The sequence below is a fragment of the Marinobacter sp. LV10R510-11A genome (assembly GCF_900215155.1).
Classification (GTDB): Bacteria; Pseudomonadota; Gammaproteobacteria; order Pseudomonadales; family Oleiphilaceae; genus Marinobacter.
In genome coordinates, this window is sequence record NZ_LT907980.1 from 3,950,600 (window position 1) to 3,975,646 (window position 25,047).

Here is a 25,047-nt window from a genome sequence, read left to right on the forward strand (position 1 = left end):
CGGGTTCTGCTAGTGAGACTTGCGAACGCGCAGGTACCACTCTGCCAGCAGGCGCACCTGTTTCTCCGTGTAACCCCGATCGACCATCCGTTCGACGAACTGTTTGTGCTTGCTCTGATCTTCCTGGCTGGCTTTGGGGTTGAACGAAATAACCGGCAGCAGATCTTCTGTATTCGAGAACATCTTCTTCTCGATCACACTGCGCAGCTTTTCATAGCTGAGCCAGGATGGATTCTGGCCTTGGTTATTGGCTCTGGCGCGCAGCACAAAGTTGACTACCTCGTTGCGGAAATCCTTGGGATTGCTTATACTGGCAGGCTTTTCGATTTTCTCCATCTCTTCGTTGATAGAGGGGCGATCGAGAATCTCACCGGTTTCCGGATCCCGGAATTCCTGATCCTGAATCCACAGGTCGGCATAGGTTACGTAACGGTCAAACAGGTTCTGGCCATACTCACTGTAGCTTTCCAGATAGGCGGTCTGGATCTCTTTACCGATAAACTGAACATAGTGCGGAGCCAGAAACTCCTTGATAGAGCGCAGGTAACGCTCGTGAATTTCAGGCGCGAACTGCTCCTGCTCAATCTGCTTTTCAATCACATACAGCAAGTGCACCGGGTTGGCGGCCACTTCAGTGGTGTCGAAGTTAAACACCTTGGAGAGAATTTTGAACGCAAACCGGGTAGACAGCCCATCCATGCCTTCGTTAACCCCCGCCGCATCTCGGTACTCCTGAATGGACTTGGCTTTCGGGTCAGTGTCCTTGATGTTCTGGCCATCGTAGACCCGCATCTTAGAGAAAATACTGGAGTTTTCCGGATCCTTAATCCGTGAAAGCACCGAAAACTGGGCCAGCATGTCCAGTGTATCTGGTGCGCAGGGAGAACCCGCCAGAGAGCTGTTTTGCAAAAGCTTTTTATAGATCTCGATTTCTTCTGTCACACGCACGCAATAAGGCACCTTGACGATATAAACCCGGTCTAGGAATGCCTCGTTGTGCTTGTTGTTGCGGAACGTTTGCCATTCAGATTCGTTAGAGTGGGCAAGGATAACGCCGTCAAAGGGCACAGAGCCCATGCCTTCGGTGGTGTTGTAATTGCCTTCCTGGGTAGCGGTCAGTAACGGGTGCAGCACCTTGATCGGCGCCTTGAACATCTCCACAAATTCCATAAGGCCTTGGTTGGCTTTGCACAGGCCGCCACTGAAACTGTAGGCATCCGGATCATCCTGGGAGAAGTCCTCCAGCATGCGAATGTTCACCTTACCCACCAGCGCGGAAATATCCTGGTTGTTGTCGTCCCCCGGCTCGGTTTTGGATACAGCTATCTGATCGAGAACAGAGGGGTATTTCTTCACAACGCGGAACTTGCTGATGTCGCCGCCATACTCATGCAAGCGCTTTACCGCCCAAGGCGACATGATGGATTTGAGATAGCGCGAGGGAATACCGAACTCTTCTTCCAGAATGGCGGCATCTTCTGCGGGATCAAAAAGCCCGAGTGGCGATTCGTTAACCGGAGAGCCTTGGATCGCATAAAAGGGTACTTTCTGCATCAGGTACTTGAGCTTTTCTGCCAGCGAGGATTTACCGCCGCCAACCGGGCCCAGCAGGTAAAGGATCTGCTTCTTTTCTTCCAAGCCCTGGGCCGCGTGCCTGTAGAAAGACACGATATTCTCCACCGCTTCTTCCATACCATAGAATTCGGCGAACTCTGGGTACCGTTTGATCATTTTATTGGAAAAAATGCGTGACAGGCGGATGTCACGGGAGGTATCGACAAATTCGGGTTCGCCGATGGCAATCAGTAATCGTTCTGCTGCCGTGGAATAGGCCGTTGGATCTTTCTTGCAGATCTTTAGGTATTCCTCAAGGCTGTACTCTTCTTCTTGGGTGCTCTCATACCGGTTTTTGAATTGCTGCAGTATGTTCATGGGTAGCCCCTCGCTCGCGGTTCATAAGCTTTCAGTGCACTCAGTATCCCCGTTTTAATTACGGCCGCCATGCCGGCGATTCGTTTTGGTTATGGGTGGATGGGATCAATAGTTTCGACCGGCCGCGATCTGTGTCGGGTTTCGGCTTGTTCATTTTGAGCTTAGTTCACGGTCACGAGGTTGGACAGGCCGTTAACCGTTAAGGTTCATTAAATTATGTTACCGGTGCGGCTGTGGCACTATCGTTTAGTGAGCCAGAATACACTCTCTGTTGCGCCGACTAAGCCTTTGCGTTTGGTGAACGGATGGTCGCTGGGCAGAGTGTTGGTAAGGATGTGCTCAATTTCATAATCGGCAGAATACAGTTCCCGAACCTCATCATCGCTTACGTTAAACGGCGGCGCGGAAATTTTGGTGTTGTAGTCCAGAGTAATGAGCAGAATTCGGGTATTTTCGGGAATAACGGCCGTGAGGTGTTCCACGTAGTTCTTGCGCATAGACGAAGGTAGGGCGATAAGAGCTGCGCGGTCGTACACTAAGCGGATGTGCTTCAAGTCATCCGGCACCAGTTGGAAAAAGTCGCCACACCAGAGTTGCAGATTATCATGCCGGAACCTTGTGAACGGCTCGCTTGGGTGTACCTGTGCTTTTTCGTCGGCCTCTTCAAAAAAATCTTTACAGGCGATTTCGCTCAGTTCCACGCCAATAACGGAGTGCCCGCGATCATGCAACCACCACATGTCATGGGCTTTGCCGCATAGTGGGACAAAAACGCCCTCAGTGCCGTCGCCTGAAAGATCAGACCAGTGGTCATAAAGGAACTTGTTAACGGAGCCTTCGTGGAAGCCGATTTGTTTTTTGCTCCAACGTTCGTGCCAGAATTCGTGTTCCATGATTCTCGCTCCCGTGCTTGTTTCCGTGATTGGATGTTTGATTCAGTCTACCCTAATCTCGGCACTTGTTGACGAAGGAGAAACCTATGAAAGCCGTGTTTCTGGATGCCACGACCCTTGGCAATGATTTGGATTTCACTGCTCTTGAACAGGCCACAGGTGGCATGGTGAAACATGACGCCACATCTCAGGATGAAGTGGCGGAACGGATTCGAGGCTTTGATACAGTGCTGGTCAACAAAGTTGTGCTTACGCGTGAGCATTTCGAAAACTGCCCGGAGCTGAAAACCATTGCCGTTGTAGCCACCGGGCTGAACAATATTGATCAGGATGCTGCCCGAGATCGCGGCATTCAGGTGCTGAACGTGACGAATTACGGGCGCTCTACAGTCGCTCAGCACACCATGGCGTTAATGCTGGCATTGGCAACGCGCCTGTTAGATTACGACCGAGATGTGCGGGCAGGGCGCTGGGCGCAAAGCGACATGTTCTGTTTGATGAACCACCCGATTATGGAGTTGGAAGGCCGAACCCTAGGTATTGTGGGTTATGGCGATCTTGGGCAGGGCGTTGCCGAACGGGCCAAAGCCTTCGGTATGGAGATTCTGCTGGGCGCGCGGCCGGGGCAGGCGGCAGGGGAGGTAGATGGCTACCCCCGGCTTCCTCTGGACGAACTTTTGCCACAGGTGGATGTGCTCTCGCTGCACTGCCTTCTCACCGATGAAACCCGCAACCTGATTGGCGCACGGGAATTGCAGATGATGAAACCGGGCGCCTTACTGATTAACACCAGCCGCGGTGGTCTTGTGCATGAAGCGGCCTTGGCAGATGCTTTGCGAACCGGCGTTATTGGTGGCGCCGGGTTTGATGTGCTGACCGAAGAGCCGCCACGCAATGGCAACCCGCTACTGGCAGGTGATATTCCAAACTTGATCATTACACCCCACTCAGCTTGGGCCAGCCAAGAAGCGCGACAGAGGATTGTAGATATCACAGCGCAGAATCTGAAGTCGACTGCCCGGCGTACTTAGAGGTAGACAGTTTTTGGGGTAACTATTTGAGGGGTAACTATTTGACGGGTAACTGTTTGAGAGCATTTTTGTATGCCGTTATGGCTATTGTCGCGGCGGCTTTTGTTTCTGGGTGCTCATCTTTCCAGCACCGCGATCAGTTAGCCTCGTTCAATGCCGCCTATGCCGCTGGGAACTATGATACTGCCCTGAAGGCCGTCAGCTTCGACGTGGATAAAGGCAAACCCGTTGATTCCGAAGCCCACTTGCTTGAACTGTTACATCAGGGCGAAATGTACCGCCTGACCGGTCGTTATGATGAGTCTACAGAGGCATACGACCTGGCAGAAGAAGGTATGAAATACCTAGACACCGAAGGGTTTTTAAAGAAAGCCTCGGAAGGGTTTATGGCGGTAATGGTGAACGACTCGCAGCGTGATTATGAGGCGTTGATGTCTGAAGCCGTTTTGGTTAACACCTACAAGGGGCTGGCGTTCTTGGCTGCGGGCAACAGTGCCTATGCTCGCATTGAGTTTAATAGGGCCAATGAGCGTACCCGACGTGCTGTTGATTACTTCCAGAAAGAGATCGCAGAACAGCAGGCCGCGTTAAAGAAAGAAGCGCAAACTAAGGGAGGTAACGCTTCCATTGTGCGCAACAGCCTTAAAAGTGAGGGCTTTCAGGCGGCGGTTAACAATCACTATGGTGATACATCTCGCTGGTCGGTTTACCCTGACTTTATTGTTCCCTCAAGCACCTATCTGCATGGTCTCTACTTTCTGGCAAACGCCACAGGTGGCGGCGACTATGAGCGGGCAGCTACGTCACTCAAGCGGGTGGCACAGATGAGGCCCGAAAGTGCAGTGCTGAAAGCCGATGCAAGTTTGGCAACAAGCCTCGCGTCCGGCGAGCAGAGCCTGGCCGAGTTGCCCCCGCAAGTTTGGGTGGTGTATGAGAATGGATTGGGGCCGGCGCTTCAAGAGTCCCGGTTTGCGGTTCCCTTGATACTTGCGCGGGAGGGAGGGCCGTCGTTCGTGTATTTTGGTATCGCACTGCCGAAATACACTGAACGAGCCGCCGTGCCAGGCAATATCGGAATGATGAGTGATACCGGAGAGGTCATTCGTACTGAGCACATTTCTGATATGGGCACGGTGATTCGCACCGAAATGAAAGAGCGCTTTGCCGGTGTGCTTACCAGGGCCGTATCGTCAGCCGTTATTAAGGCCGTTTTGCAGAGAGAGGTTGCAGAGCAGTTTGGCGCGATAGGGCAGTTGGGTGCCTTTGTGTTCACCGCGGCAACCACTCGCGCAGATTTACGGGGCTGGCAAGCAATGCCCAATCACTGGCAAGCGGCGCGTATGGATCGCCCGGAGAGCGGAAAATTGACACTTCTAGATAATCGCGGCGGCGTCTTGGGCGATGTGGACATCCCACAACAACCCTTCACCCTTGTGTATGTTAAACGGCCAACGATGCAGGCCCCAGCAACGGTGATCACGATGGATCTGCAAGGTGGCAGCAGAGCCACTTTTGTGCGCTTACCTCAGAGCCCTAAAGCGCAGGGCCAAGTTTCGAGTATTCAGTAATCAACGCAACACACCAAAACCACGGGACGTACATTATGAAAACGCTATTGTTCGCCAGCCTGCTGGTACTTAGTTCGCTGGTACTTAGCTTGGCGGGCTGCGCCACGCCGCCCGAAACGAGCAGTTCTTTGATCGATAGACAAGAACTGAAGGTAGATCCGGACATTATCTATGCGTTGGATGTCACAGAACTCTTCCAAGAGCGTATGGAGCAGCCAGGTGACGGTAGTCTCCTGCAAGTACAGTTTGCGGTGGAGGCTAGGTCGGACGCCGATATGGCATGGAAAGTGACCTGGTTTGATGCCAATGGCATGGTTGTTAAAGGTGTTGGTAAAGGTTACCGCAAAGCCACACTACTGACCGGCCAGACCCGCTATTTTTCTGCCACGGCGCCCCATGAACGCGTTGAAAGTTTTCAGTTACATCTTCGTGAACCCAAATAAAAGGAAAGCCCTATGTTGATTCGCGCTGTTACGATTTCTGTAACCCTTGCCGTTCTTGCCGGCTGTGCCGCACCGCCTACCCGTTACATTGACCCAGCTGCAGACGATGGCCCGGTAGCCATGACCATGGATTACAGGGATTTCGAAAAAGCCGCCACCGAAGCCGTTGAAGACATGCTCGCCAGCGGTGCCGTGAATAACCCGAATGGTGGTCGTTCCATTATGGTGGTCAGCCGTATTACCAACGACACCATGCAGCGTATTGATACCGACCAGCTCACCAAGAAAATCCGCGTTTCATTGCTGCGCTCAGGAAAGGTAGTGACCACAACAGCGGTAGGTCTCAACGGTGTGGAAGACGAAATGACGATGAAAGCCCGTGAATTGCGGGATTCCGAGGAGTTTGATCAGTCAGGTGTGCAGAAAAAAGGAACGCTTCAGGCGCCAGACCTAAGCCTCTCCGGCAAAATTCTGCAGCGTAACCATAAAGTGGGCAAGGAACAGCAGGTAGAGTATTACGTTCAGCTGTCACTGACCGAACTAGCCTCAGGGCTGGCCATTTGGGAAGGTGAAACCCCTATCATCAAGCGCGGCTCTAATAAGTCCGTTCCTTGGTAAGCACGGTACGGAATTTAAGCCATACTGAAAGCAATCGAACCTGAGTTATGGACAACGCCGTAGCTCCCGCACAACAGGATGTTAAGTGGCTTCTTTTCAAGTTAAAGAACGGCTCCAAGCGGTTGAAACCTGGATACTGGCAAACCCTAGCCCGCCCAGTCGCTGGCCCTGGACTTGGCTATACAAGGTAGCGCGCTCGCTTTATGCGCTGATACGCGATGTCATCAGTGGGCAGCTTACCCTGCATGCCATGAGCCTGGTGTACACCACGCTGCTTAGTATTGTGCCATTGTTGGCCCTAAGCTTTTCGGTGCTCAAAGCACTGGGTGTGCATGAGCGCATGGAGCCCTTTTTGTTCCAGTTTTTCCAGCCTATGGGGCCCCAAGGCGTTGAAATGGCTGAGCGTATACTCGGCTTTGTGGACAACATAAAAGTGGGGGTTCTTGGGTCTGTTGGGCTGGCGTTGCTGGTTTATACCGTGGTGTCGTTGGTGCAAAAAATAGAGCGCTCGTTCAACATGATCTGGCGGGTGCCAGAAATGCGCTCTATAGCCCAGAGATTCAGTAATTATCTGAGCGTTATCATGGTGGGGCCACTGCTGATGGTATCCGCGATTGGTGTCAGCGCAGCCATCTTTTCGTCATCGGTTGTGCAAACAATGATTTCTATCGAGCCGTTTGGCTCGGTGATACTGCTGGTCAGTCGCTTGATGCCGTTCTTCCTTGTGGTGGGCGCCTTCACGTTTGTATACGTGTTCATGCCCAATACACGGGTAAAACTGCGTTACGGGTTTATTGCTGGCCTGGTTGCAGGGGTTACTTGGCAGGCTGCAGGAATACTGTTTGCCTCCTTTGTGGCAGGCTCAGCCAGATACGCGGCTATTTACTCCAGTTTTGCGATTGGCATTATCATGCTGATTTGGATGTACCTGAACTGGATGATTCTGCTGTTGGGAGCAAGTTTGGCGTTCTACCTGCAAAACCCGGGCTCTGTAGCCAAGCGTACTCACGTGCAGCTTGCGCCGGAACTGCAGGAGAAAATCGCGCTGGCCATGATGTGGCTGGTGGCTCGCCCGTTCAGTGAGGGTGGTAAAGCACCACAACAGGAGGCCTTAGAGCGGCAACTGCGGGTGCCGGGAGAAGTGACGCGAGGTGTCAGCGACAAGCTGATTCGTGCGGGCGTACTTTCGCTGGCCGGCCCGCAGGGCGATCAATTGGTGCCCGGGCGGGCACTGGATTTGATTACCGTGGGGGATGTGCTGAAAATTGTGCGCCACGATGACGATCGTGTGGTAGATCGGCTGCCGTCTGTGTTTCCGCCCGAGCTGCTCAAGGGCGAGCATGAGTATGAATCTACGACCTTTGCGGCCCTGCTTAAAAAGGAGCCAGGCTCCGAGATCAGCCCTTAGCGCCTTCGCTGAGAACGGCTTTCAGGGCGGCTCGCACGCGGCCTACCTGTTCCTTGGTAAGGCGTACGATTTTCTCCAGATCTTCCTCTGGCAGGTTTCGCTGGTGGGCGTGTCGCAATACTTCGCGACTGCCTATCACCATGCCGTCGATCAGCCCTGTCTGTTCCTGATCCGGCACTGGCCGCTCCGCAGCCATAAGATACGCGTGATATTTGGGCGGCAGGCTCCACTCCTTGGCAATCAGTTGGCAGGCTACCCACTGGTAGCGCGCCAGTGCGTTGCGAATCAACACAACATCAGGCTCGCCACCACCACGCTGTGCCCGGCATATCTGCTGAAGCTCCCGGCGAATGGTGATATAAGCAAGTGCCGGTAGCAGCCCAACGGTGAAGTGCGCGCTGGCATCTTCATTTTGAAGTTTGGCAATAAACTCTGCGGCGCGGGCGCAGGTCAGTCCCCAGCGCCAAGCTCTCTGGGCAAACAGGGCTTCCCGGCTGTTGCGGGCCGCCATCATCGGGCGCATAACCGCCGCCGCAATAACATTCCGAATGCCATCCATACCAAGAATGAAAACGGCCTGATCCACCGACTCTATGGTGTGATCTCCGGTACGGAAATAGGGGCTGTTGGCAACCTGCAGGATTTGATCCGTTAAAGCGGGATCCCCCAGGATAATCTGGCTCAGTTTGTGACGATCGCCCGATTCATCTGAGAGAGCTTTCATCAGCATGGGAATGGTCATGGGCTGCCTGGGCAGCTCTTCCATTTTGTTGTTCGTGAGGCGGTAATCGAGTTCCTGAAGCACACTATCGGATGAGGATTGTTCAGCACGCAGGTTGGACGGGCCAGTGTCCAGAAGCCAGCAAAACAAATTTTCTTCAAGATGTAGGGTTAGGCCGTGCACGTCATCTGCTGCTGCGCCAGGTTCCTTAGTCTTTGCAGAATTAAAGAGCCTCGCCTCAGACACCGGAGGAGGTGATGGTTTTTCTGTGGTAAAAAAGCCTGCAATCCAGGAAAAGAAGCCTGGCATCCGTTGCCTCCTGGTCAACCAGTCGCGAAAGAGTACGCACCTGCATTCTCGCAGTATAGAGATCCCCTACAGGCTTGCACAGGCTAAATCCGTTGCGGTCAGCAAACTATCTACACCAGCGTCCCGCCGAATACAAAGACCAGCTGGCAGATACCCGCTACCAGGCCGAGGGTTGCGCCAACTAAGATCAACTTAACTTCATCCTCTTGGAAACAGGGACGAAGCAACTCCTGAAACTCCTCCGAAGAAAGGGCAATCATCCGCTCCACCATAATGGACTCAACGGCGCGAGCCCTGTCGGCCTCAAATACTGGGTTGGTGAAGGAAGTTTTGGATATCTCGATGGCCTTTTCGCCCACTTGGCTTTTAAGGGTGGCGAAGCCGGTTGGGCCGAACGCTACCTGAGTCAGAGCTTTGCCCATACCAGCGGTTTCATCCACCAACGGCTTAATATGCTTTTTCACCATGTTACGGGCGCGATCACTTTTGGGGCCTTCCATTATGGCGTTGATGATATTGCCGACCGTGAGTATTTCATGGGTCACTATATGGCAAAAGGATGCGGCCACCTCGGGCTGGCGTTTTAGAAACAGGCCCTGAAATGAAAATGGGCCGATTTTCTTCGGGTGCAGCGGGCGGAAAATAACGTTCAGTGCAATCCAATTGGTCGCCCAACCTACTAACAGTCCGAAGAAAGGCAGTACCCACCAGCTTTGGTAGTTGTACCAAACAGCCATCTGAACCAGGCCGAACAGAAAGCCGAAATAGAGACCGGAGTTCACGATAAACTTGAACTCCGCATCGCCACATTCCAAAAAGATGCGGTTCAGTAGTTGTTTGTCAGCAGACAGTCTATCAATGACCATACCTTTGATATCGAGCAGGTCTTCTATGTTGTTAGAAATGTCGTCTACTAAATTGTCGACCAATTGCGGTGTGGATTTGCGAACCCTATCGTAAACCATCTTTCGGGCGGAAGAGGGAAGGTTCTCCCAGAATGTTGGGTACTCTCTGAGCATCATCTCGTCCACGTACTCTTCGATGCGGGGATCTACAGAGTGGATGATGTGGGCAGCGAGTACTTTGGGGTCAATCTGCTGAAAGATTTCCGGCACAGTACCGATTTTGGAGATGGTGGCGTCTACGCTGATAGCAGCCATTTTACGGGCTTTTGAGGGAATAATACCCTGCCAGCCTAGCAAAGGTGGCTTGCCAATGAACTCCAGCGGGAAGAAGGTCATCTTGATGGCTAGCCAGTTGGTGGTCCAGCCAATAAGTGCAGCAATAACGGGAATACTGAGGTATTGCCAGAACTCTGGGTTAGTAAGCAAACTTGTCATCCGGGGCTCGCACTCGCTTTTTTGTTTATATCTGCGGATTGGATAATGTTTGGATGGCCGGTGCCTGTCAATGACTCATAAGACCCTGCAAGGTGGCAATATGGTTTAGTGGCCGATATCTCCCCATAACCACTGGCAAAGTGCCATGGCCGAAACTGGAGCGGTTTCTGTTCTCAGAACCCGTGGGCCGAGGGCAACGGGTAGGAAGCCTTCCTTCTGTGCTTGTGCAATTTCTTCTGACGTTAGGCCGCCTTCTGGGCCGATCATCAGGGCTACATGGCCAGGCTTGGCCATGGATTCCAGTGACTGCTCGGTGCGGTGGTGTAGTACCAAACGCAGATCGCAATTGCGGCTGTGTTCCAGCCATTGTTCCACAGTCATAACCGGCATAATCTCGGGCACCCGGGCACGGCCACACTGCTCTGCAGCGCTCACAGCAACCGATTGCCAGTGGCGCAGACGTTTGTCTTCCCGGTCGCCTTTCAACTTTACTTCACAGCGTTCAGTGGTCAGGGGCACTATACAGGTTGCGCCCATTTCCACGGCCTTCTGAACGGCGTAGTCCATGCGGTCGCCCTTGGACAGGGCTTGGCCAAGAGTAATCTGCAACGGCGATTCGGTGTGGTTGATCTCAGGCACTCCTACGAGCACCTCTACCCGCTTCTTTCCCGCTTCGGTAATCGTGGCCGGGTAGTCTTGTCCATCACCATTGAACAGTCTCAACTCCTGCCCTGGCTGCATGCGCAATACGCGGCCCACGTGCTGGGCCGCGTATTCATCCAGATCCGCGTGGTTTCCTTCACTTAATGGCGAATCGGTATAAATTCTGGGGATGCGCATGCGTGTTTACCTTGATCAGTCCCGAACGGCTATGTCGATGCCTTCGGTCGCAACCTGAGCCAGATGGTGAATCTGATCTTCGTTGATAACGTAGGGTGGCATGAAGTAAACCACATTACCCAGGGGTCGAAGCAAGGCCTGGCGGGTGAGAGAGTGCTGATAAACACGTAAACCCCGGCGTTCTTGCCAAGGGAAGGGGGTTTTTGAAGCTTTGTCCTTCACCATTTCCACCGCTAGGGTCATGCCATGCTGGCGCACGTCACCCACGTTCGGGTGGTCCGCCAGGTGAGCAACCGAATCTGCCATGCACGCCGAGAGCCGGCGGTTGTTCTCAATAACATTGTCATCCCGGAAGATATCGAGGGTCGCCAGTGCAACCGCGCAGCCGATGGCGTTGCCCGTATAGCTGTGGCTGTGCAAGAAGGCCTTTAGGGTGTTGTAGTCGTCGTAAAAGGCGTTGTAAACGGTGTCTGTGGTCAGCACCACGGAGAGCGGAAGGTAACCGGCGGTAAGGCCCTTGGAAAGGCACATAAAATCTGGAGTGATCCCGGATTGTTCACAGGCGAACAGGGTTCCGGTGCGGCCAAAGCCCACGGCAATTTCGTCGGCGATTAAATGCACGCCGTAACGGTCGCAGGCCTCACGCAGTAGAGTGTGGTAAATCGGGTGATGCATGCGCATGCCTCCCGCGCACTGAATCATGGGTTCCACCACCACGGCACAGATTTCGTCATGCTTTTCGGCCAGCAGAGCATCCATGGCTACAAACTGGCGCCGCGCATAGTCTTCGTCGGTTTCGCCCGGCTCTTTGTTGTACGCGTCCGGCGACGGAGCAGTGAGTACTTCCATCAGCAGTGGCTGGTAGGTGTCTTTGTAGAGCGCAACGTCACCCAGCGCCAGAGCACCCAAAGTTTCACCGTGATAACTGTTGCTCAAATTCACAAAGTTTTTCTTGCTGGGTTTGCTCAGGTTTTTCCAGTAGTGATAACTCATCTTCAGCGCGGCTTCGATGGCGGAAGAGCCGTTGTCTGCGTAGAAGCATTTGTTCAGTCCCGGAGGGGTTACTTCGATTAAACGCTCCGACAGGTTGACCACCGGTTCGTGGGTGAAACCCGCCAGCATAGCGTGCTCCAGTGTGCCGATCTGTTCCTGAATCGCTGCGTTGATTCTAGGGTTGGCATGGCCGAACAGGTTCACCCACCAAGAGCTGACAGCATCTATGTAACGGTTCTTCTCAAAATCTTCGAGCCAGACGCCTTTGCCACTTTTTATCGGAATGAGCGGCAGAGTTTCGTGGTCCTTCATCTGGGTGCAAGGGTGCCACACAGACTTGAGATCGCGGGCGACAAGGTCGGCATTGCGCATATTGGCTCTCCGATAAGATGATGGTTTGAAGTAATTATTTGGCGGCTGTTAACCTTAGGATATAATACAGTTAACAGCGGCGGCTGACTACGGTGCCACCGTGGACTGACCGGCTGGCCAATGCGCACGCCTTTCTCTGCCTCGACAATCGCAGCATCACTAAACAAAGGCTTTTTCTATGGAACTTCAGCTGACACATCCTTACCAGGCTGGCATCGGGCGAGTGCTTGGAGCTTTCTTTGACAAGAATCACATCCTTGAGAAAAACGCCCTTCTAGGCGCCCGCAATGTGAATGTAGCCGAGCTAAAAAAGGACGAGGCCTCCGCAAAACTGGTCGTTGAGCGGCAAATGACCACTTCTGCAGAAGTGCCTGGCATGCTGGCCAGCTTCCACCGGGAATGGAATCAAGTAAGGCAAGAAGAACACTGGTTTCGCAAAAGTGACGGCGAGTGGCACTGTGAGTTTCGCGTACACATTGAAGGCGTACCGGCGAAGATCAAAGGCATGATGAGGTTAGAGGGCTCAGAAGAGTCTTGCATCAATCACGTGACTTTGAACGTGCGTTGCGATGTGCCGCTGATGGGCAAAAAGATTGCGGCGTTTTTAGCAGATGATTCCCGCGCTAAAATTGACCGTGAGTACGAAACCATACAGCAGATGTTATGATGCGGTAACAAGGATGAAAACGACGCAAAGGATGCGACATGAGTAAAGCGATTGTGCTTCTCGGAGACCTAGGCTCCGATCACGAAGGTTACCCGCCCACACCGGTATTGGCCGGCTCCCCCGATGTTTTGGTTGATGGCAAGCCCGTAGCCCGGCTGGGCGACCCGCTGGCGATTCACTCCAAGCCCCTGCATCCCCCGCATCCTCGTGCAATTGCTGGCGGTTCTGGCACTGTATTGATTAACGGACAGCCTGCGGCGATAACCGGCAGTGCGATTACCTGTGGGGGAGTGACGATGGGTTCTGGTTCGGTGATTATTGGCAATTGATGTTTCGCTTATCCAAGCTGTCTGTAAGGTTTGGATATTCCGCTATGACTGGTGGAGGAAGTAGAAGTCCATTTACAAAGCGGTTTGCTCGAAGGTTGTCATAAGACAACCAGGCGAGTATTATTTGATCAGCGTAGCAGGATGCTATGAGAAGGAAACGTCACACAGATAAGGATATCGAAGCCGCTATCGCCTACGCGGAAATAAAAGGCTGGCGAATTGAGATGCGAAACGGCCATGCCTGGGGGCGAATGTATTGCCCTTTTAACGATTCGCAGTGCAGATGTGGCGATTTTTGTGTTGCCAGCATCTGGAGCACACCGAGGAGTGCTGGCAATCATGCCCGGCAAATCTGTCGCATTGTGGATAACTGCTCCGGGGGTCGAGACGATGCAGGAGAGGATGGTCATGAATCCTGATTTTTATTTCACACTGACGTTTGCGATGCCAGAAACCATTGAAGTGGAGGAAATCGAAGGGCGGCTATTCGAGGCCGGCTGCGATGACGCCATCATTGGTCTTGGTCAAAAAGGCAGGCTGGCTTTGAACTTCACTCGCGAGGCGACATCGGCGGAAACGGCGATATTGAGTGCTCTGCGAGACGTTCAGCAGGCATTGCCGCAAACGCGGCTTGTGGAAGCCGGGCCTGACCTTGTTGGCATTTCCGACATGGCGAAACTCCTAGAATTTTCCCGCCAGAATATGCGCAAACTTATCCAGGCTCATCTGGTCAGCTTTCCTCTGCCATTGCACGAGGGAGCCTCTGCAATTTGGCATTTGGCGGATGTGCTCGAGTGGTTTTCTGATAAGCAGAATCGACCCATTTCGCCCGATCTTCTAGACGTGGCGCGGGTTAGCATGGGTGTAAATATTGCGCGGGAAACGGAACGAGTGGATCGTAGGCTGCAGGCGCAGCTAAAGGAAATCGCCTAGCGTTTGATGCCAGCACAACGACAAAGCCCCCGCCCTTTAAGGGGGGGGTAATCAGGACGGTCAGTGCGCCAGCACCCTCGAGAGGAACGCCTGAGTGCGTTCGTTCTGAGGGTTGTCGAACACGTCTTCTGGTTTGCCTTCCTCCACAATCTGGCCTTCGTGGATGTAGATCACACGATCTGCCACTTCCCGGGCGAAGCTCATTTCATGGGTGACCACCATCATGGTCATGCCTTCTTTGGCTAGTTCCCGCATTACGTCCAGCACTTCACCGATCATTTCCGGGTCCAGCGCCGAGGTGGGCTCATCGAACAGCATCAGGCGTGGTTCCATGGCCAGGGCGCGGGCGATGGCAACACGTTGCTGCTGGCCCCCGGAGAGATGGCTTGGGTACTTGTCGGCCTGGCTGCCAATGCCTACCCTTTCCAGCAGGCGGTCCGCAGTGGCGTTTGCGACGGTTTTCGGCGCGTTTCTGACTTTCTGGGGCGCCAGCATGATGTTCTTTTTCACCGTAAGGTGAGGGAACAGGTTGAACTGCTGGAACACCATGCCAACTTCTTTGCGGATTTCCGCGAGGACTTGCTGGTTGCCGCCTTTGGGGGCAAGGGTCTGGCCCTCTACCTCCAGGTGGCCGGATTCGTACTCTTCCAAGCCGTTTACGCAGCGAATGAGCGTGGATTTACCGGAGCCACTGGCGCCAATAATCACCACCACTTCGCCTTGTTCTACGGATAAATCGATATCTTTAAGGACATGCAGTTTGCCGAAGTACTTGTTCATGCCCTTCATTTTCACAATCTGAGTCATGGGTCAGGTTCCTTCAGACAGAGGCCAGTCCGCGCCGTTCAACCAGGCGAAGAATCAGGGACAGGGAGAGGGTAATGGCCAGATACATAATAGCGACCACGAAATACACCTCAAAAGCGGTGAAGGTGCTGGCAATGTAAACCTGGCCCTGACGAACGAGTTCGCCCACACCAATAACTGAGAACAGGGACGTGTCCTTGATGCTCACAATGGCCTGGTTGCCAAGTGGCGGAATCATGCGCCGGAAGGCCTGCGGCCAAGTGATGGACCAAAATGTCTGGGTGCGGGAAAGGCCCAGAGATAGACCGGCTTCACCTTGGCCCTTGTCGATGGACTGAACGCCACCACGTACCACTTCAGAAATGTAAGCGCCCGAGTTCAGCGCAATTGCGGCGATACCCGCAGTAAGAGGATCGATGGGGCCACCGATAAGATCCGGCAGGCCGTAAAAAATAAACAGAACCTGAACCAGAATGGGGGTACCACGAAAGATCTCGATATAGGCCGTTGCAGGCCATTTCAGAAACCATTTTTTGTTGATGCTTAGCAGGCCAAAAAAGATGCCCAAGGCAAAGCCGATAATCAGGCCGCCAAATGAAATCATCAGGGTGTAGGGTATCCCCTTAAGAAGGAAGGGAATAGAGTCGATGGCTGCTTGCCAGTCAAATTGGAACTGGGATTCCACAGTGTGCGTCTCCGCAGGGGTTGGAGTCAGAAGTCGCCGGGGCTAATAGCCCCGGCACTACAAAAGGAACGAGCCTTTACTTGTCTTCTGGCAGGGCGCCGAACCACTTTTCGTAGATGTTTTTGTAGGTTCCGTCTTCTTTCATTGAGGCAATGGCTTCATTAACTTCGTCAACCCATTCACTGCCGTTTTTCAGTGCGATGCCGTACTGCTGGCCTTCGTACATTTTACCAATGGTTTTGACTTTACCTTCACCCTTGGTACGGGCGAAGTAGCCGACGTTCGGGGCATCGTAGAACACGGCATCTACGGCGCCGGACATCAGTGCCATGTACATGTCTGCGCTGCCTGGATACGGGGTTACACCGTCGTTCTCATCCAAGTTTTTCTTCAGGAAGTCGTAGCTTGTGCTACCGATTTTGGAGCCGATCTTTAGGCCTTCAAGGTCGGCTATTTCGGTTACGTCGTTGTTGTCCTGGCGAACCAGAATTCTCAGACCGGAATCATAGTACGGGTCAGAGAAATCGACGATTTTTTCACGCTCTTCGGTAATGGTAATGCCTGCAATAGCGATATCCACGTTGCCTGTTTGCAGGGCCGGAATAATGCCGTTGAAGTCCATGGTATTGAGCTTGTAATCAAAGCCGGCGCGTTGAGCGACTTCGGCGATGATTTCCATATCGAAACCGATCATCTCACCGGTTTCCTGATCCAACATCTCGAACGGAACAAAGCTGGGGTCGGTAGCCACTCGCAGAGTTTCAGCGCTTACGGTTCCGGCAGCTACGGTGAGTGCCAGGCCAGTACCCAGTGTTTTCAGCCATTTTGTGCTCATGCTTTCTCCTTTATCTTTCTTATGAGGCTCCGTTTGCCCGATAAGGCAGGCCGGAAGATTCACTGTTGATGACTGTGACCCGCCGGGGAGCATTAGTGGAACTGCATCACGTACACTTTAGACTATTACTCAGGTGGGCGCATGAAATCAACTGCTTGGAGTGGGGAGTAACCTTCCCCCTCTCCCCAGCCCTCTCCCGCAAGGGGAGAGGGGGTCTACTCCCCAATCTCAAGCTCTTGTGCCCCCTCTCCCGCAAGGGGAGAGGGGAGGTCTACTCCCCAATCTCAAGCTCTTGTGCTCCCTCTCCCCTTGCGGGAGAGGGCTGGGGAGAGGGGTTAGGCGTTAACTCAGAAAGCGATCTTCTCTCGCTCCCCAATTCCAAGGTTTTTCCAAATGCTGATGCTGGGCTCAGCTTGGTTCAACGTATAAAAGTGCAACCCCGGCGCCCCGGCTTTCAGAAGCTTTTCACACATATTGGTGACCACTTCCTCACCGAACTTGCGAATGCTCTCTTTGTCATCGCCATAGGCTTCAAGCTGCTTGCGAATCCAGCGTGGTATTTCCGCACCACACATGTCAGAGAACCGCACCAAGTTTGAAAAGTTCACAATGGGCATAATGCCCGGCACCACCGGAATGGTTACCCCGAGCTTTTCCAAACGGTCGATAAAATAGAAGTAGCTGTCTGCATTAAAGAAGTACTGGGTAATGGCGCTGTTGGCGCCAGCCTCCACCTTACGGGCGAAGTTTTTCAGGTCTTCTTCAGCATTGCGGGCCTGGGGATGGAACTCCGGGTAGGCCGCTACTTCCAGATTAAAGTGATCGCCGCTGTGCTCGCGAATGAATTCAACCAGCTCGTTGGCGTACCGCATTTCGCCGGACGCCCCCATGCCAGAAGGCGTGTCACCCCGAAGGGCGACAATTCGGTTGATGCCGTTCTCTTTATACACGTCCAACAGTTCCGATATCTCTTCCCGCGTACCACCGACGCAGGAGAGATGTGGCGCTGTAGAAATGCCCTGCTTGTGCAGGTTGAGCACGGTTTCAATGGTGCGGTCCCGTGTGGAACCGCCCGCACCGAAGGTGACCGAGAAAAAATCCGGATTCACCCCGGCAAGCTGATCACGAACCACTTGGAGTTTTTCTTTGCCCTGGTCTGTCTTGGGCGGGAAAAACTCAAAGCTGAAGCGGCGTTTGAACTGTTTCTGGGATTGCATCTTATTATCCGATCAGTACTTGTAGCTTTCCGGCTTGTACGGGCCTTCGACCGGTACACCGATGTATTGCGCCTGCTCTGGGGTCATTTTGGTGATTACGCCACCAAAACCTTCCACCATGGCGCGGGCCACTTCTTCGTCCAAGTGCTTGGGCAGAACCTGCACATAAACACCCTTAGCGCGGGCGTCTTCCGGCAGATCTGCGAACTTGCGCTCGAACAGGTACATCTGTGCCAAAACCTGGTTGGCGAAGGAGCCGTCCATAATCCGTGAAGGGTGACCAGTGGCGTTGCCCAGGTTCACCAGGCGACCTTCGGAGAGCAGGATTAGGTGGTCGTTAACGGCTTTGTCGCGGTAGATCACGTGAACCTGCGGCTTAACCTCGTCCCATTCCCAGTTCTTACGCATGTAGGCGGTATCGATTTCATTATCGAAGTGCCCAATGTTGCACACAACAGCGCCGTTCTTCAGGGCTTTAAGCATGTTCGCATCGCACACGTTCATGTTGCCGGTGGTGGTCACTAGAATGTCCGTGTTCTGCAGCAAGGCACGGTCTACGCCTGCTTCAGTGCCGGTGTTTACGCCGTTGAGGTAAGGCGAAACCACTTCAAAGCCGTCCATGCAGGCCTGCATGGCACAGATCGGGTCCGCTTCAGTGATTTTCACGATCATGCCTTCCTGGCGTAGGGATGCAGCGGAGCCTTTGCCCACATCACCGTAACCGATAACCAGTGCTTTTTTGCCGGCCATCAGGTGGTCGGTACCACGCTTGATGGCGTCATTAAGGCTGTGGCGACAACCGTATTTGTTGTCGTTCTTGGATTTGGTAACGGCATCGTTCACGTTGATGGCCGGTACTTTCAGGGTACCGTCGCGCAGCATTTCCTGCAGGCGGTGTACGCCGGTGGTGGTTTCTTCCGTCACACCGTGGCAGTTAGCCAGAATTTCTGGGTACTTTTCATGGAGCAGGGCAGTCAAATCGCCGCCGTCGTCCAGGATCATGTTGGGTTCCCAGCCTTCGATGTCTGCACCGATGGTGCGCTCGAGGCACCAGTCGTATTCCTCGTCGGTTTCGCCTTTCCAGGCAAACACAGGGATGTTCTGCGCAGCGATAGCGGCGGCCGCCTGATCCTGAGTAGAGAAGATGTTGCAGGATGACCAGCGTACACCCGCGCCAAGTTCGATCAGTGTTTCGATCAGCACGGCTGTCTGGATGGTCATGTGAATGCAGCCCATAACGTTGGCGCCTTTCAGCGGCTGCTCTGCTTTGTACCTATTACGCAATGCCATCAAGGCCGGCATTTCGCCTTCGGCGATGTTAATTTCCTTGCGGCCCCAGTCTGCTAGGGAAATATCACGGACTTTGAAGTCTTCGAAGTTGCTCATTTAATGTTCTCCGGTTGGTTCTGTTTTGGCGCTTGGAATTATCAATACGCCTGAAAATTAGTTAGATACCAGCTGCGTCTTTAAGAGAGGCCGCGCGATCGATTTTCTCCCACGGGAACGTCGTGAAGGTTTTGCCGCCAACGGTTATCTCTTGTGGCTCGCGACCAAAGTGGCCGTAAGCTGCTGTGGCTCGGTACATGGGGTGCAGCAGGTCGAGCATATTGGTGATCGCATACGGGCGCAGGTCAAAGTGCTGGCGTACCAGGTCGACGATTTTGTCGTCGCCGATTTTGCCGGTGCCGAAGGTGTTTACGGAGATAGATGTGGGTTGTGCCACACCGATGGCGTAGGAAACCTGAATCTCGCATTTTTCGGCCAGCCCAGCGGCAACGATGTTTTTCGCAACATAGCGGCCAGCGTAAGCGGCAGAGCGGTCAACCTTTGAGGGGTCTTTGCCCGAAAAAGCGCCGCCGCCGTGGCGGGCCATGCCGCCGTATGTGTCTACGATGATCTTCCGGCCGGTAAGGCCACAATCGCCAACCGGGCCGCCGATTACGAATTTGCCGGTGGGGTTTATGTGGAACTCGGTGCCTTTGTGCAGAAGCTCTGCCGGCAGCACGTTCTTTACAACCAACTCCATCAGGGCTTCTTTTAGATCTGCCTGGGTAACGTCTGAGTCGTGCTGAGTGGAAAGCACAACGGCGTCGATGCCCACAACCTTGCCGTTTTCATAGCGGCAGGTTACTTGGCTTTTTGCATCCGGGCGCAGCCACGGCAGTATCCCGTTTTTGCGCGCCTCGGCTTGGCGCTCCACCAAGCGATGGGCGAAAGTGATTGGCGCAGGCATCAGTACTTCGGTTTCGTTGCTGGCGTAACCGAACATTAGGCCTTGGTCGCCTGCGCCCTGGTCTTCCGGCTTCTGGCGATCAACGCCCTGGGCAATATCCACGGACTGTTTGCCGATGATATTGATAATGCCGCAGGTGTCGGCGTCGAATCCGACCTCTGAGGAGGTATAACCAACGTCTCTGATCACACCGCGAACCAGGTCTTCAAGATCCACCCAGGCGCTTGTTGTGATTTCACCACCCACAATGGCAACGCCGGTTTTCACCATGGTTTCGCAAGCCACGCGGGCGTGCGGGTCGGCCGCCAGGATGCAATCCAGAACGGCGTCGGAGATTTGGTCAGCCAGTTTATCCGGGTGGCCCTCGGAGACCGATTCGGAGGTAAAGACGCTGTAGTCAGACATAGGTTTGCTCCTCTGTGAGCGTTTTGAAATCTTGCCGGCGGCCGCGTGGTATTGCAGGCACCGGCTACATTTGTTTGTTTTGGTTCAAAGGGCCTAGGTACTACTACCTACGCGAATATCAAAGTTTTTTGATATGGCCTTGTGGGGCTCTATCTATCAGGGTTCGATTATCGCAGTGGCAGATGGGTTTTCCAGAACTCCCTTACCTGAATTTGAAACCCGTTACGCAAACCGATAAACAGCTGCTCACCGGCCTTCAGGCCTGCTGCCGCGGCCCAGGCGGTGAGCTCTTCGGGCTCGAAGCCAAGCCAGAGGTCGCCGCAATTTTCTTTGGCCCAGTTCTGGTCGTGGCTGCACAGGTCGCTAACAACCAAGCAGCCGCCGTTGTTCATCAGTGCCGCAGCATCCAAAAAAATGTCTGCCGGGCTGGGTACGTGGTGCAGCACCATATTGGCCACTACAAGATCAAACGCATCGCCGCGGGCCAGCAGTGTGTCGGTGACACCTTCAATCAAATCAATGTTGTTCAGGCGCGCATCAATGCATGTGCGCGTTGCTTTGGCGAGCATGTCTCGGCTGTTATCCAGCGCAACAACGTGCTCGCAAAGCTCAGAAAGCACGGGCAAAAAGCCACCTTCGCCGGGGCCGATTTCCAAAGCCGTTTGCCACCGTGTTTTCCGTGTTCGCTTGCGAATCATGTCCGCTACGGGCGCCGCGTAAAGATTAAAGGCGGCTATCAATTCCTGCTGCTCCCGGAATTGTTCTGAGTGCCGGGAAAAAAACGCCTGCGACTGATCCGCTCGCTGGTTACGGATGGATTCAATCTTTTCTTGCAGGTGCGCGGGTAAGGGCGCGCGATCCACTGCATCAAAAATCTGACGAATAGTTTGGTCTGTCGGCTTTTCGTTATCCAAGTGCAGCGGGCGGCGATAAAAAATCGCGTTGCCTTCACGCTGTGGCTCTAGCAGCCCCGCCTTGTGCATGACTTTCAGATGGTGGCTCATGCCAGACTGGCGCATATCGAATAGCTGGCTCAGTTCCAACACGCCAAACGTATCGCGACGCAGCACACGCAAAATTTCCAAGCGCAATGGGTCGCCGCTCGCCTTGAAGATAGGGGCGAGCACGTCCACGGAGGAGATTTGATTAGCGTGTGCACTTGAACTTGTCATGGTTGCGGAGTGTAAGTGGGTTGGGGTGCTCAATCAATAGGCATATCAAAGTTTTTTGATATAGATTTATCATTCTTTGAAATCAATCTCTTTCGGCAATCCCCGACAGGATATTTACATAGAAGCGGCACGTCGATTTGCCCCGGCACACCGTAATCGGCGAAAATACGCGCCTTATTTTAAAGCAGCTTTTTATTGCCCGTTAAAAACGCTGGGTTACCCCCTATTTCCCTGAAAAACACTGGAGAAACGTCAATGCCCTCTCGTACAGATCTCGCCAACGCCATTCGCGCGCTGAGCATGGATGCGGTTCAGAAAGCCAAATCCGGCCATCCGGGTGCGCCCATGGGGATGGCGGATATCGCCGAGGTGCTGTGGAACGATTACCTAAGCCACAATCCGGCTAATCCGCAGTGGGCCAACCGCGACCGGTTCATGCTATCTAATGGCCACGGCTCCATGCTGCAGTATTCACTACTGCACCTGAGCGGGTACGACGTTTCCATTGATGACATCAAGAACTTCCGGCAGCTGCACTCTAAAACCCCGGGCCACCCGGAATACGGTTACACCCCAGGTGTAGAAACCACCACCGGCCCACTGGGGCAGGGCATGGCCAACGCGGTTGGGTTCGCGCTGGCAGAGAAAACATTGGCGGCGCAGTTCAACCGTCCGGGCCATAACGTTGTTGATCACTACACCTACGCATTCCTGGGCGACGGCTGCCTGATGGAAGGCATATCCCACGAAGTGTCTTCGCTGGCGGGCACTCTGGGCCTGGGCAAGCTGATCATGTTCTACGACGACAACGGCATCTCCATCGATGGCAAAGTCGACGGCTGGTTTACCGACAACACCCCCCAGCGTTTTGAATCTTACGGCTGGCAGGTGATTGCTAAAGTAGACGGCCATAACTCAGACGCCGTTCGTGCGGCGATTGAAGCAGGCCGTGCGAACACCAGTCAGCCCACACTGATCTGCTGCAAAACGATTATCGGCTTTGGTTCACCCAACAAGCAGGGCAGCGAAGCCGCGCACGGCGCAGCACTGGGCGAAGACGAAATCGTGCTGACCCGCGAAGCGCTGGGTTGGGATCACGGCTCATTCGAAATCCCGTCTGATATTTACCAAGCCTGGAACGCCAAAGACAAAGGCACCAAAGCCGAGAACGCGTGGAACGACACCTTTGCCGCGTATGAAAAAGCCGAGCCAGAACTGGCGGCCGAGCTGAAGCGCCGCATGGCCGGTGATCTGCCTGCCGATTTCTCCGAGAAAGCCCAGGCTTATATTCAGGAATGTCAGGATAAGAGCGAGACCATTGCCAGCCGTAAGGCTTCTCTGAACGCCCTGAACGCCTACGGCCCGTTGTTGCCGGAACTGCTCGGAGGCTCTGCCGATCTGGCGGGCTCCAACCTCACCATCTGGAACGGCTCAAAAGGCGTAACCAAAGAAGACGCCAGCGGCAACTACATCTATTACGGTGTGCGTGAGTTCGGCATGGCCGCCATCATGAACGGCATCGCCTTGCACGGTGGTTTCGTACCCTACGGCGCAACCTTCCTGATCTTCATGGAATACTGCCGTAACGCGGTGCGCATGGCCGCACTGATGAAGCAGCGCACTATCTTCGTGTTCACCCACGATTCGATTGGTCTGGGCGAAGACGGCCCGACTCACCAGCCAGTCGAGCAGCTCGCCAGCCTGCGTACCACGCCGAACATGAGCACCTGGCGCCCGGCCGACGCAGTAGAATCTGCCGTGGCTTGGAAATCTGCCCTCGAGCGCACAGACGGCCCGACTGCCTTGGTTTTCTCCCGTCAGAACTTGCCCGCCCAGGCGCGTGACGCGCAACAGTTGGCTGACGTGGCCAAAGGCGCTTACATTCTGTCTGACAGCGAAGGCTCACCCGATTTAATTATGATTGCCACCGGCTCCGAAGTTGGCCTAGCGCAGGACAGCGCAGCCAAGTTGCGAGAGCAGGGCAGCAACGTGCGTGTGGTCTCCATGCCATCTACCGATGTATTCGATGCCCAGAGCGCTGAATATAAGCAACAGGTGCTACCCATTGAGATCACCAACCGCATGGCTATCGAAGCCGCCATTGCCGATTACTGGTACAAGTACGTTGGGCTGGATGGCCGTGTTGTAGGCATGACCACCTTCGGTGAATCTGCGCCCGCCGGCGAACTGTTCAAAGAGTTCGGCTTTACCGTGGATAACGTCTTAGAAGTTGCTGCGGAGCTGCTGAGCGCCTGATGACAGCCTCCGCGCCCTTTCGTATTGCCATCAACGGGTATGGTCGTATTGGCCAGTGCGTGTTGCGTGCTCTGTACGAAAACGGTTTTCGCGACCGCTTGCAGGTGGTCGCGATTAACGAGCTTTCTGATATCGACACGATTGCACACCTGACTCGGTACGATTCCACTCATGGTCGGTTCACCGGAAGCATTGCAGTGCAAGGGCAGGACCTCATCATCAACGGTGATTCTATCCGCGTGCTGCGCCATTCCGACCCGGCAGAACTGCCGTGGAAAGAGCTGGATATCGACTTGGTGCTGGAATGCTCCGGATCCTTTTCAGACCGGGCGACTGCCGAGTTGCACCTTCAGGCGGGCGCGAAACGGCTGCTGTTCTCCCAGCCCGCTGAATCGGATGTCGACCGCACAGTGGTTTATGGCATCAACCAAGCAGAACTCACAGAAGCAGACCGGATAGTGGCAGCAGGCTCTTGCACCACTAACTGCCTGGTGCCGGTGATTACTGTGCTCGATAAAGCTTTTGGCGTGGAGCAGGGCAGTACCACCACCATCCACGCCGCCATGAACGACCAGCCGGTTATAGACGCCTACCATCAACAGGATCTGCGCCTTACCCGCAGCGCCCTGCACAACATAGTGCCCGTGGATACAGGGCTGGCGCGCGGCGTTGAACGGCTGCTTCCGCACATGGAAGGCCGGTTCAGCTCGGTCGCTTTGCGCGTACCCACCATGAACGTGTCCGCCATCGACATGGTGTTCAACGTGCGCCAAGCCACCGATGTGATAACCGTAAATCAGGTGCTTAAAGAAGCCGCAAGCGGCCCATTAAAAGGCATACTCGACTATACCGACGAACTACTGGCAAGCTCCGACTTCAACCACGACGCCCACTCCGGCGTAGTAGATGGCGGCCAAACCCGCGTAACCCGGGGTACCATGGTGAAAGTGCTGTGCTGGTTTGATAACGAATGGGGATTTGCCAGCCGCATGCTGGATGTAAGCCAAAGCTGGTTGCAGAAGGTGGGCTAACCTAAACCC

General features: G+C 54.1%; 24 protein-coding genes. 11 read left to right on the forward strand and 13 right to left on the reverse strand.

Annotated elements, in window-relative coordinates; all coding sequences use genetic code 11:
• Window positions 1-9 precede the first annotated feature (9 nt).
• Both CPH80_RS18990 and tmpT read right to left on the reverse strand, forming a co-directional pair.
• Window positions 10-1,932, reverse strand: coding sequence for a PrkA family serine protein kinase (locus tag CPH80_RS18990; protein ID WP_096280315.1), 1,923 nt, complete (start codon window positions 1,930-1,932; stop codon window positions 10-12).
• Between the two features lie 239 nt (window positions 1,933-2,171).
• Complete coding sequence (gene tmpT / locus CPH80_RS18995) at window positions 2,172-2,825, reverse strand: thiopurine S-methyltransferase (RefSeq protein ID WP_096280317.1); 654 nt, start codon at window positions 2,823-2,825, stop codon at window positions 2,172-2,174.
• An 86-nt stretch (window positions 2,826-2,911) separates the two neighbouring features.
• On the opposite strand from tmpT, the gene CPH80_RS19000 reads away from it, so the two are divergent.
• From CPH80_RS19000 to CPH80_RS19020, 5 genes are all read left to right on the forward strand, one after another.
• A complete protein-coding gene (locus tag CPH80_RS19000; protein WP_096280319.1) occupies window positions 2,912-3,856 on the forward strand; it encodes a D-2-hydroxyacid dehydrogenase in 945 nt (314 codons plus the stop codon).
• 41 nt (window positions 3,857-3,897) lie between these two features.
• Window positions 3,898-5,424 carry a COG3014 family protein gene (locus CPH80_RS19005; RefSeq protein WP_227520256.1) on the forward strand — a complete coding sequence of 509 codons (1,527 nt, stop codon included), beginning with the start codon at window positions 3,898-3,900 and terminating at the stop codon, window positions 5,422-5,424.
• Between the two features lie 35 nt (window positions 5,425-5,459).
• Window positions 5,460-5,867, forward strand: a complete 408-nt coding sequence (locus CPH80_RS19010; protein ID WP_096280323.1) for a YcfL family protein — start codon at window positions 5,460-5,462, stop codon at window positions 5,865-5,867.
• Window positions 5,868-5,879: 12 nt separating this feature from the next.
• The gene (gene lpoB, locus CPH80_RS19015) at window positions 5,880-6,485 is read left to right on the forward strand and encodes a penicillin-binding protein activator LpoB (protein WP_096280325.1); all 606 of its coding nucleotides are present in this window, start codon (window positions 5,880-5,882) and stop codon (window positions 6,483-6,485) included.
• Between the two features lie 85 nt (window positions 6,486-6,570).
• Window positions 6,571-7,893: a YihY/virulence factor BrkB family protein gene (locus CPH80_RS19020; RefSeq protein ID WP_096280327.1), complete on the forward strand. Its 1,323-nt coding sequence runs from the start codon at window positions 6,571-6,573 to the stop codon at window positions 7,891-7,893.
• Here CPH80_RS19020 and CPH80_RS19025 read toward each other — a convergent pair.
• From CPH80_RS19025 to CPH80_RS19040, 4 genes are all read right to left on the reverse strand, one after another.
• Complete coding sequence (locus CPH80_RS19025) at window positions 7,883-8,923, reverse strand: HDOD domain-containing protein (protein WP_096280329.1); 1,041 nt, start codon at window positions 8,921-8,923, stop codon at window positions 7,883-7,885. The two genes, CPH80_RS19020 and CPH80_RS19025, sit on opposite strands and share 11 nt — an antisense overlap.
• 110 nt (window positions 8,924-9,033) lie before the next feature.
• Window positions 9,034-10,263, reverse strand: coding sequence for a DUF445 domain-containing protein (locus tag CPH80_RS19030; protein ID WP_096280331.1), 1,230 nt, complete (start codon window positions 10,261-10,263; stop codon window positions 9,034-9,036).
• A 105-nt stretch (window positions 10,264-10,368) separates the two neighbouring features.
• Entirely contained in the window at window positions 10,369-11,103 is a 735-nt protein-coding gene (locus CPH80_RS19035; RefSeq protein ID WP_096280333.1) for a 16S rRNA (uracil(1498)-N(3))-methyltransferase, read from the reverse strand.
• Window positions 11,104-11,118: 15 nt separating this feature from the next.
• Entirely contained in the window at window positions 11,119-12,468 is a 1,350-nt protein-coding gene (locus tag CPH80_RS19040; protein ID WP_096280335.1) for an adenosylmethionine--8-amino-7-oxononanoate transaminase, read from the reverse strand.
• A 178-nt stretch (window positions 12,469-12,646) separates the two neighbouring features.
• Here CPH80_RS19040 and CPH80_RS19045 point away from each other — a divergent pair, with 178 nt between their 5' ends.
• From CPH80_RS19045 to CPH80_RS19060, 4 genes are all read left to right on the forward strand, one after another.
• Window positions 12,647-13,135, forward strand: a complete 489-nt coding sequence (locus CPH80_RS19045) for a DUF2505 domain-containing protein (RefSeq protein ID WP_096280337.1) — start codon at window positions 12,647-12,649, stop codon at window positions 13,133-13,135.
• 38 nt (window positions 13,136-13,173) lie between these two features.
• Window positions 13,174-13,464, forward strand: a complete 291-nt coding sequence (locus CPH80_RS19050) for a type VI secretion system PAAR protein (RefSeq protein WP_096280338.1) — start codon at window positions 13,174-13,176, stop codon at window positions 13,462-13,464.
• Between the two features lie 146 nt (window positions 13,465-13,610).
• Window positions 13,611-13,883 carry a hypothetical protein gene (locus CPH80_RS19055; protein WP_096280340.1) on the forward strand — a complete coding sequence of 91 codons (273 nt, stop codon included), beginning with the start codon at window positions 13,611-13,613 and terminating at the stop codon, window positions 13,881-13,883.
• On the forward strand, window positions 13,873-14,397 hold the full coding sequence (locus CPH80_RS19060; protein WP_096280342.1) for a helix-turn-helix transcriptional regulator: 525 nt from the start codon (window positions 13,873-13,875) through the stop codon (window positions 14,395-14,397). The genes CPH80_RS19055 and CPH80_RS19060 overlap by 11 nt, the downstream gene beginning before the upstream one ends.
• Window positions 14,398-14,457: 60 nt before the next feature.
• On the opposite strand, the gene CPH80_RS19065 is transcribed toward CPH80_RS19060, so the two are convergent.
• From CPH80_RS19065 to CPH80_RS19095, 7 genes are all read right to left on the reverse strand, one after another.
• The gene (locus CPH80_RS19065; RefSeq protein ID WP_096280344.1) at window positions 14,458-15,204 is read right to left on the reverse strand and encodes an amino acid ABC transporter ATP-binding protein; all 747 of its coding nucleotides are present in this window, start codon (window positions 15,202-15,204) and stop codon (window positions 14,458-14,460) included.
• Window positions 15,205-15,217: 13 nt separating this feature from the next.
• A complete protein-coding gene (locus CPH80_RS19070; RefSeq protein WP_096280346.1) occupies window positions 15,218-15,889 on the reverse strand; it encodes an amino acid ABC transporter permease in 672 nt (223 codons plus the stop codon).
• A 76-nt stretch (window positions 15,890-15,965) separates the two neighbouring features.
• On the reverse strand, window positions 15,966-16,724 hold the full coding sequence (locus tag CPH80_RS19075) for a transporter substrate-binding domain-containing protein (protein ID WP_096280348.1): 759 nt from the start codon (window positions 16,722-16,724) through the stop codon (window positions 15,966-15,968).
• A 347-nt stretch (window positions 16,725-17,071) separates the two neighbouring features.
• Window positions 17,072-17,941 carry a methylenetetrahydrofolate reductase [NAD(P)H] gene (metF, locus tag CPH80_RS19080; RefSeq protein WP_096280350.1) on the reverse strand — a complete coding sequence of 290 codons (870 nt, stop codon included), beginning with the start codon at window positions 17,939-17,941 and terminating at the stop codon, window positions 17,072-17,074.
• A 12-nt stretch (window positions 17,942-17,953) separates the two neighbouring features.
• A complete protein-coding gene (gene ahcY, locus CPH80_RS19085) occupies window positions 17,954-19,327 on the reverse strand; it encodes an adenosylhomocysteinase (protein ID WP_096280352.1) in 1,374 nt (457 codons plus the stop codon).
• Between the two features lie 61 nt (window positions 19,328-19,388).
• Window positions 19,389-20,579, reverse strand: a complete 1,191-nt coding sequence (gene metK, locus CPH80_RS19090; RefSeq protein ID WP_096280354.1) for a methionine adenosyltransferase — start codon at window positions 20,577-20,579, stop codon at window positions 19,389-19,391.
• Window positions 20,580-20,746: 167 nt separating this feature from the next.
• Window positions 20,747-21,751 carry a metalloregulator ArsR/SmtB family transcription factor gene (locus CPH80_RS19095; protein ID WP_096280356.1) on the reverse strand — a complete coding sequence of 335 codons (1,005 nt, stop codon included), beginning with the start codon at window positions 21,749-21,751 and terminating at the stop codon, window positions 20,747-20,749.
• 255 nt (window positions 21,752-22,006) lie between these two features.
• Here CPH80_RS19095 and tkt point away from each other — a divergent pair, with 255 nt between their 5' ends.
• A complete protein-coding gene (gene tkt / locus CPH80_RS19100) occupies window positions 22,007-24,007 on the forward strand; it encodes a transketolase (RefSeq protein WP_096280358.1) in 2,001 nt (666 codons plus the stop codon).
• Window positions 24,007-25,038, forward strand: a complete 1,032-nt coding sequence (locus CPH80_RS19105) for a type I glyceraldehyde-3-phosphate dehydrogenase (RefSeq protein WP_096280360.1) — start codon at window positions 24,007-24,009, stop codon at window positions 25,036-25,038. The genes tkt and CPH80_RS19105 overlap by 1 nt, the downstream gene beginning before the upstream one ends.
• The last annotated feature ends 9 nt before the right edge of the window (window positions 25,039-25,047 follow it).

Coding starts and splice junctions, on each gene's coding strand:
- CPH80_RS18990 (WP_096280315.1), bottom strand. CDS start 1,932: ATGAACATACTGCAGCAATTCAAAAACCGGTATGAGAGCACCCAAGAA.
- tmpT (WP_096280317.1), bottom strand. CDS start 2,825: ATGGAACACGAATTCTGGCACGAACGTTGGAGCAAAAAACAAATCGGC.
- CPH80_RS19000 (WP_096280319.1), top strand. CDS start 2,912: ATGAAAGCCGTGTTTCTGGATGCCACGACCCTTGGCAATGATTTGGAT.
- CPH80_RS19010 (WP_096280323.1), top strand. CDS start 5,460: ATGAAAACGCTATTGTTCGCCAGCCTGCTGGTACTTAGTTCGCTGGTA.
- lpoB (WP_096280325.1), top strand. CDS start 5,880: ATGTTGATTCGCGCTGTTACGATTTCTGTAACCCTTGCCGTTCTTGCC.
- CPH80_RS19025 (WP_096280329.1), bottom strand. CDS start 8,923: ATGCCAGGCTTCTTTTCCTGGATTGCAGGCTTTTTTACCACAGAAAAA.
- CPH80_RS19030 (WP_096280331.1), bottom strand. CDS start 10,263: ATGACAAGTTTGCTTACTAACCCAGAGTTCTGGCAATACCTCAGTATT.
- CPH80_RS19035 (WP_096280333.1), bottom strand. CDS start 11,103: ATGCGCATCCCCAGAATTTATACCGATTCGCCATTAAGTGAAGGAAAC.
- CPH80_RS19040 (WP_096280335.1), bottom strand. CDS start 12,468: ATGCGCAATGCCGACCTTGTCGCCCGCGATCTCAAGTCTGTGTGGCAC.
- CPH80_RS19045 (WP_096280337.1), top strand. CDS start 12,647: ATGGAACTTCAGCTGACACATCCTTACCAGGCTGGCATCGGGCGAGTG.
- CPH80_RS19050 (WP_096280338.1), top strand. CDS start 13,174: ATGAGTAAAGCGATTGTGCTTCTCGGAGACCTAGGCTCCGATCACGAA.
- CPH80_RS19055 (WP_096280340.1), top strand. CDS start 13,611: ATGAGAAGGAAACGTCACACAGATAAGGATATCGAAGCCGCTATCGCC.
- CPH80_RS19060 (WP_096280342.1), top strand. CDS start 13,873: ATGAATCCTGATTTTTATTTCACACTGACGTTTGCGATGCCAGAAACC.
- CPH80_RS19065 (WP_096280344.1), bottom strand. CDS start 15,204: ATGACTCAGATTGTGAAAATGAAGGGCATGAACAAGTACTTCGGCAAA.
- CPH80_RS19075 (WP_096280348.1), bottom strand. CDS start 16,724: ATGAGCACAAAATGGCTGAAAACACTGGGTACTGGCCTGGCACTCACC.
- metF (WP_096280350.1), bottom strand. CDS start 17,941: ATGCAATCCCAGAAACAGTTCAAACGCCGCTTCAGCTTTGAGTTTTTC.
- ahcY (WP_096280352.1), bottom strand. CDS start 19,327: ATGAGCAACTTCGAAGACTTCAAAGTCCGTGATATTTCCCTAGCAGAC.
- metK (WP_096280354.1), bottom strand. CDS start 20,579: ATGTCTGACTACAGCGTCTTTACCTCCGAATCGGTCTCCGAGGGCCAC.
- CPH80_RS19095 (WP_096280356.1), bottom strand. CDS start 21,751: ATGACAAGTTCAAGTGCACACGCTAATCAAATCTCCTCCGTGGACGTG.
- tkt (WP_096280358.1), top strand. CDS start 22,007: ATGCCCTCTCGTACAGATCTCGCCAACGCCATTCGCGCGCTGAGCATG.
- CPH80_RS19105 (WP_096280360.1), top strand. CDS start 24,007: ATGACAGCCTCCGCGCCCTTTCGTATTGCCATCAACGGGTATGGTCGT.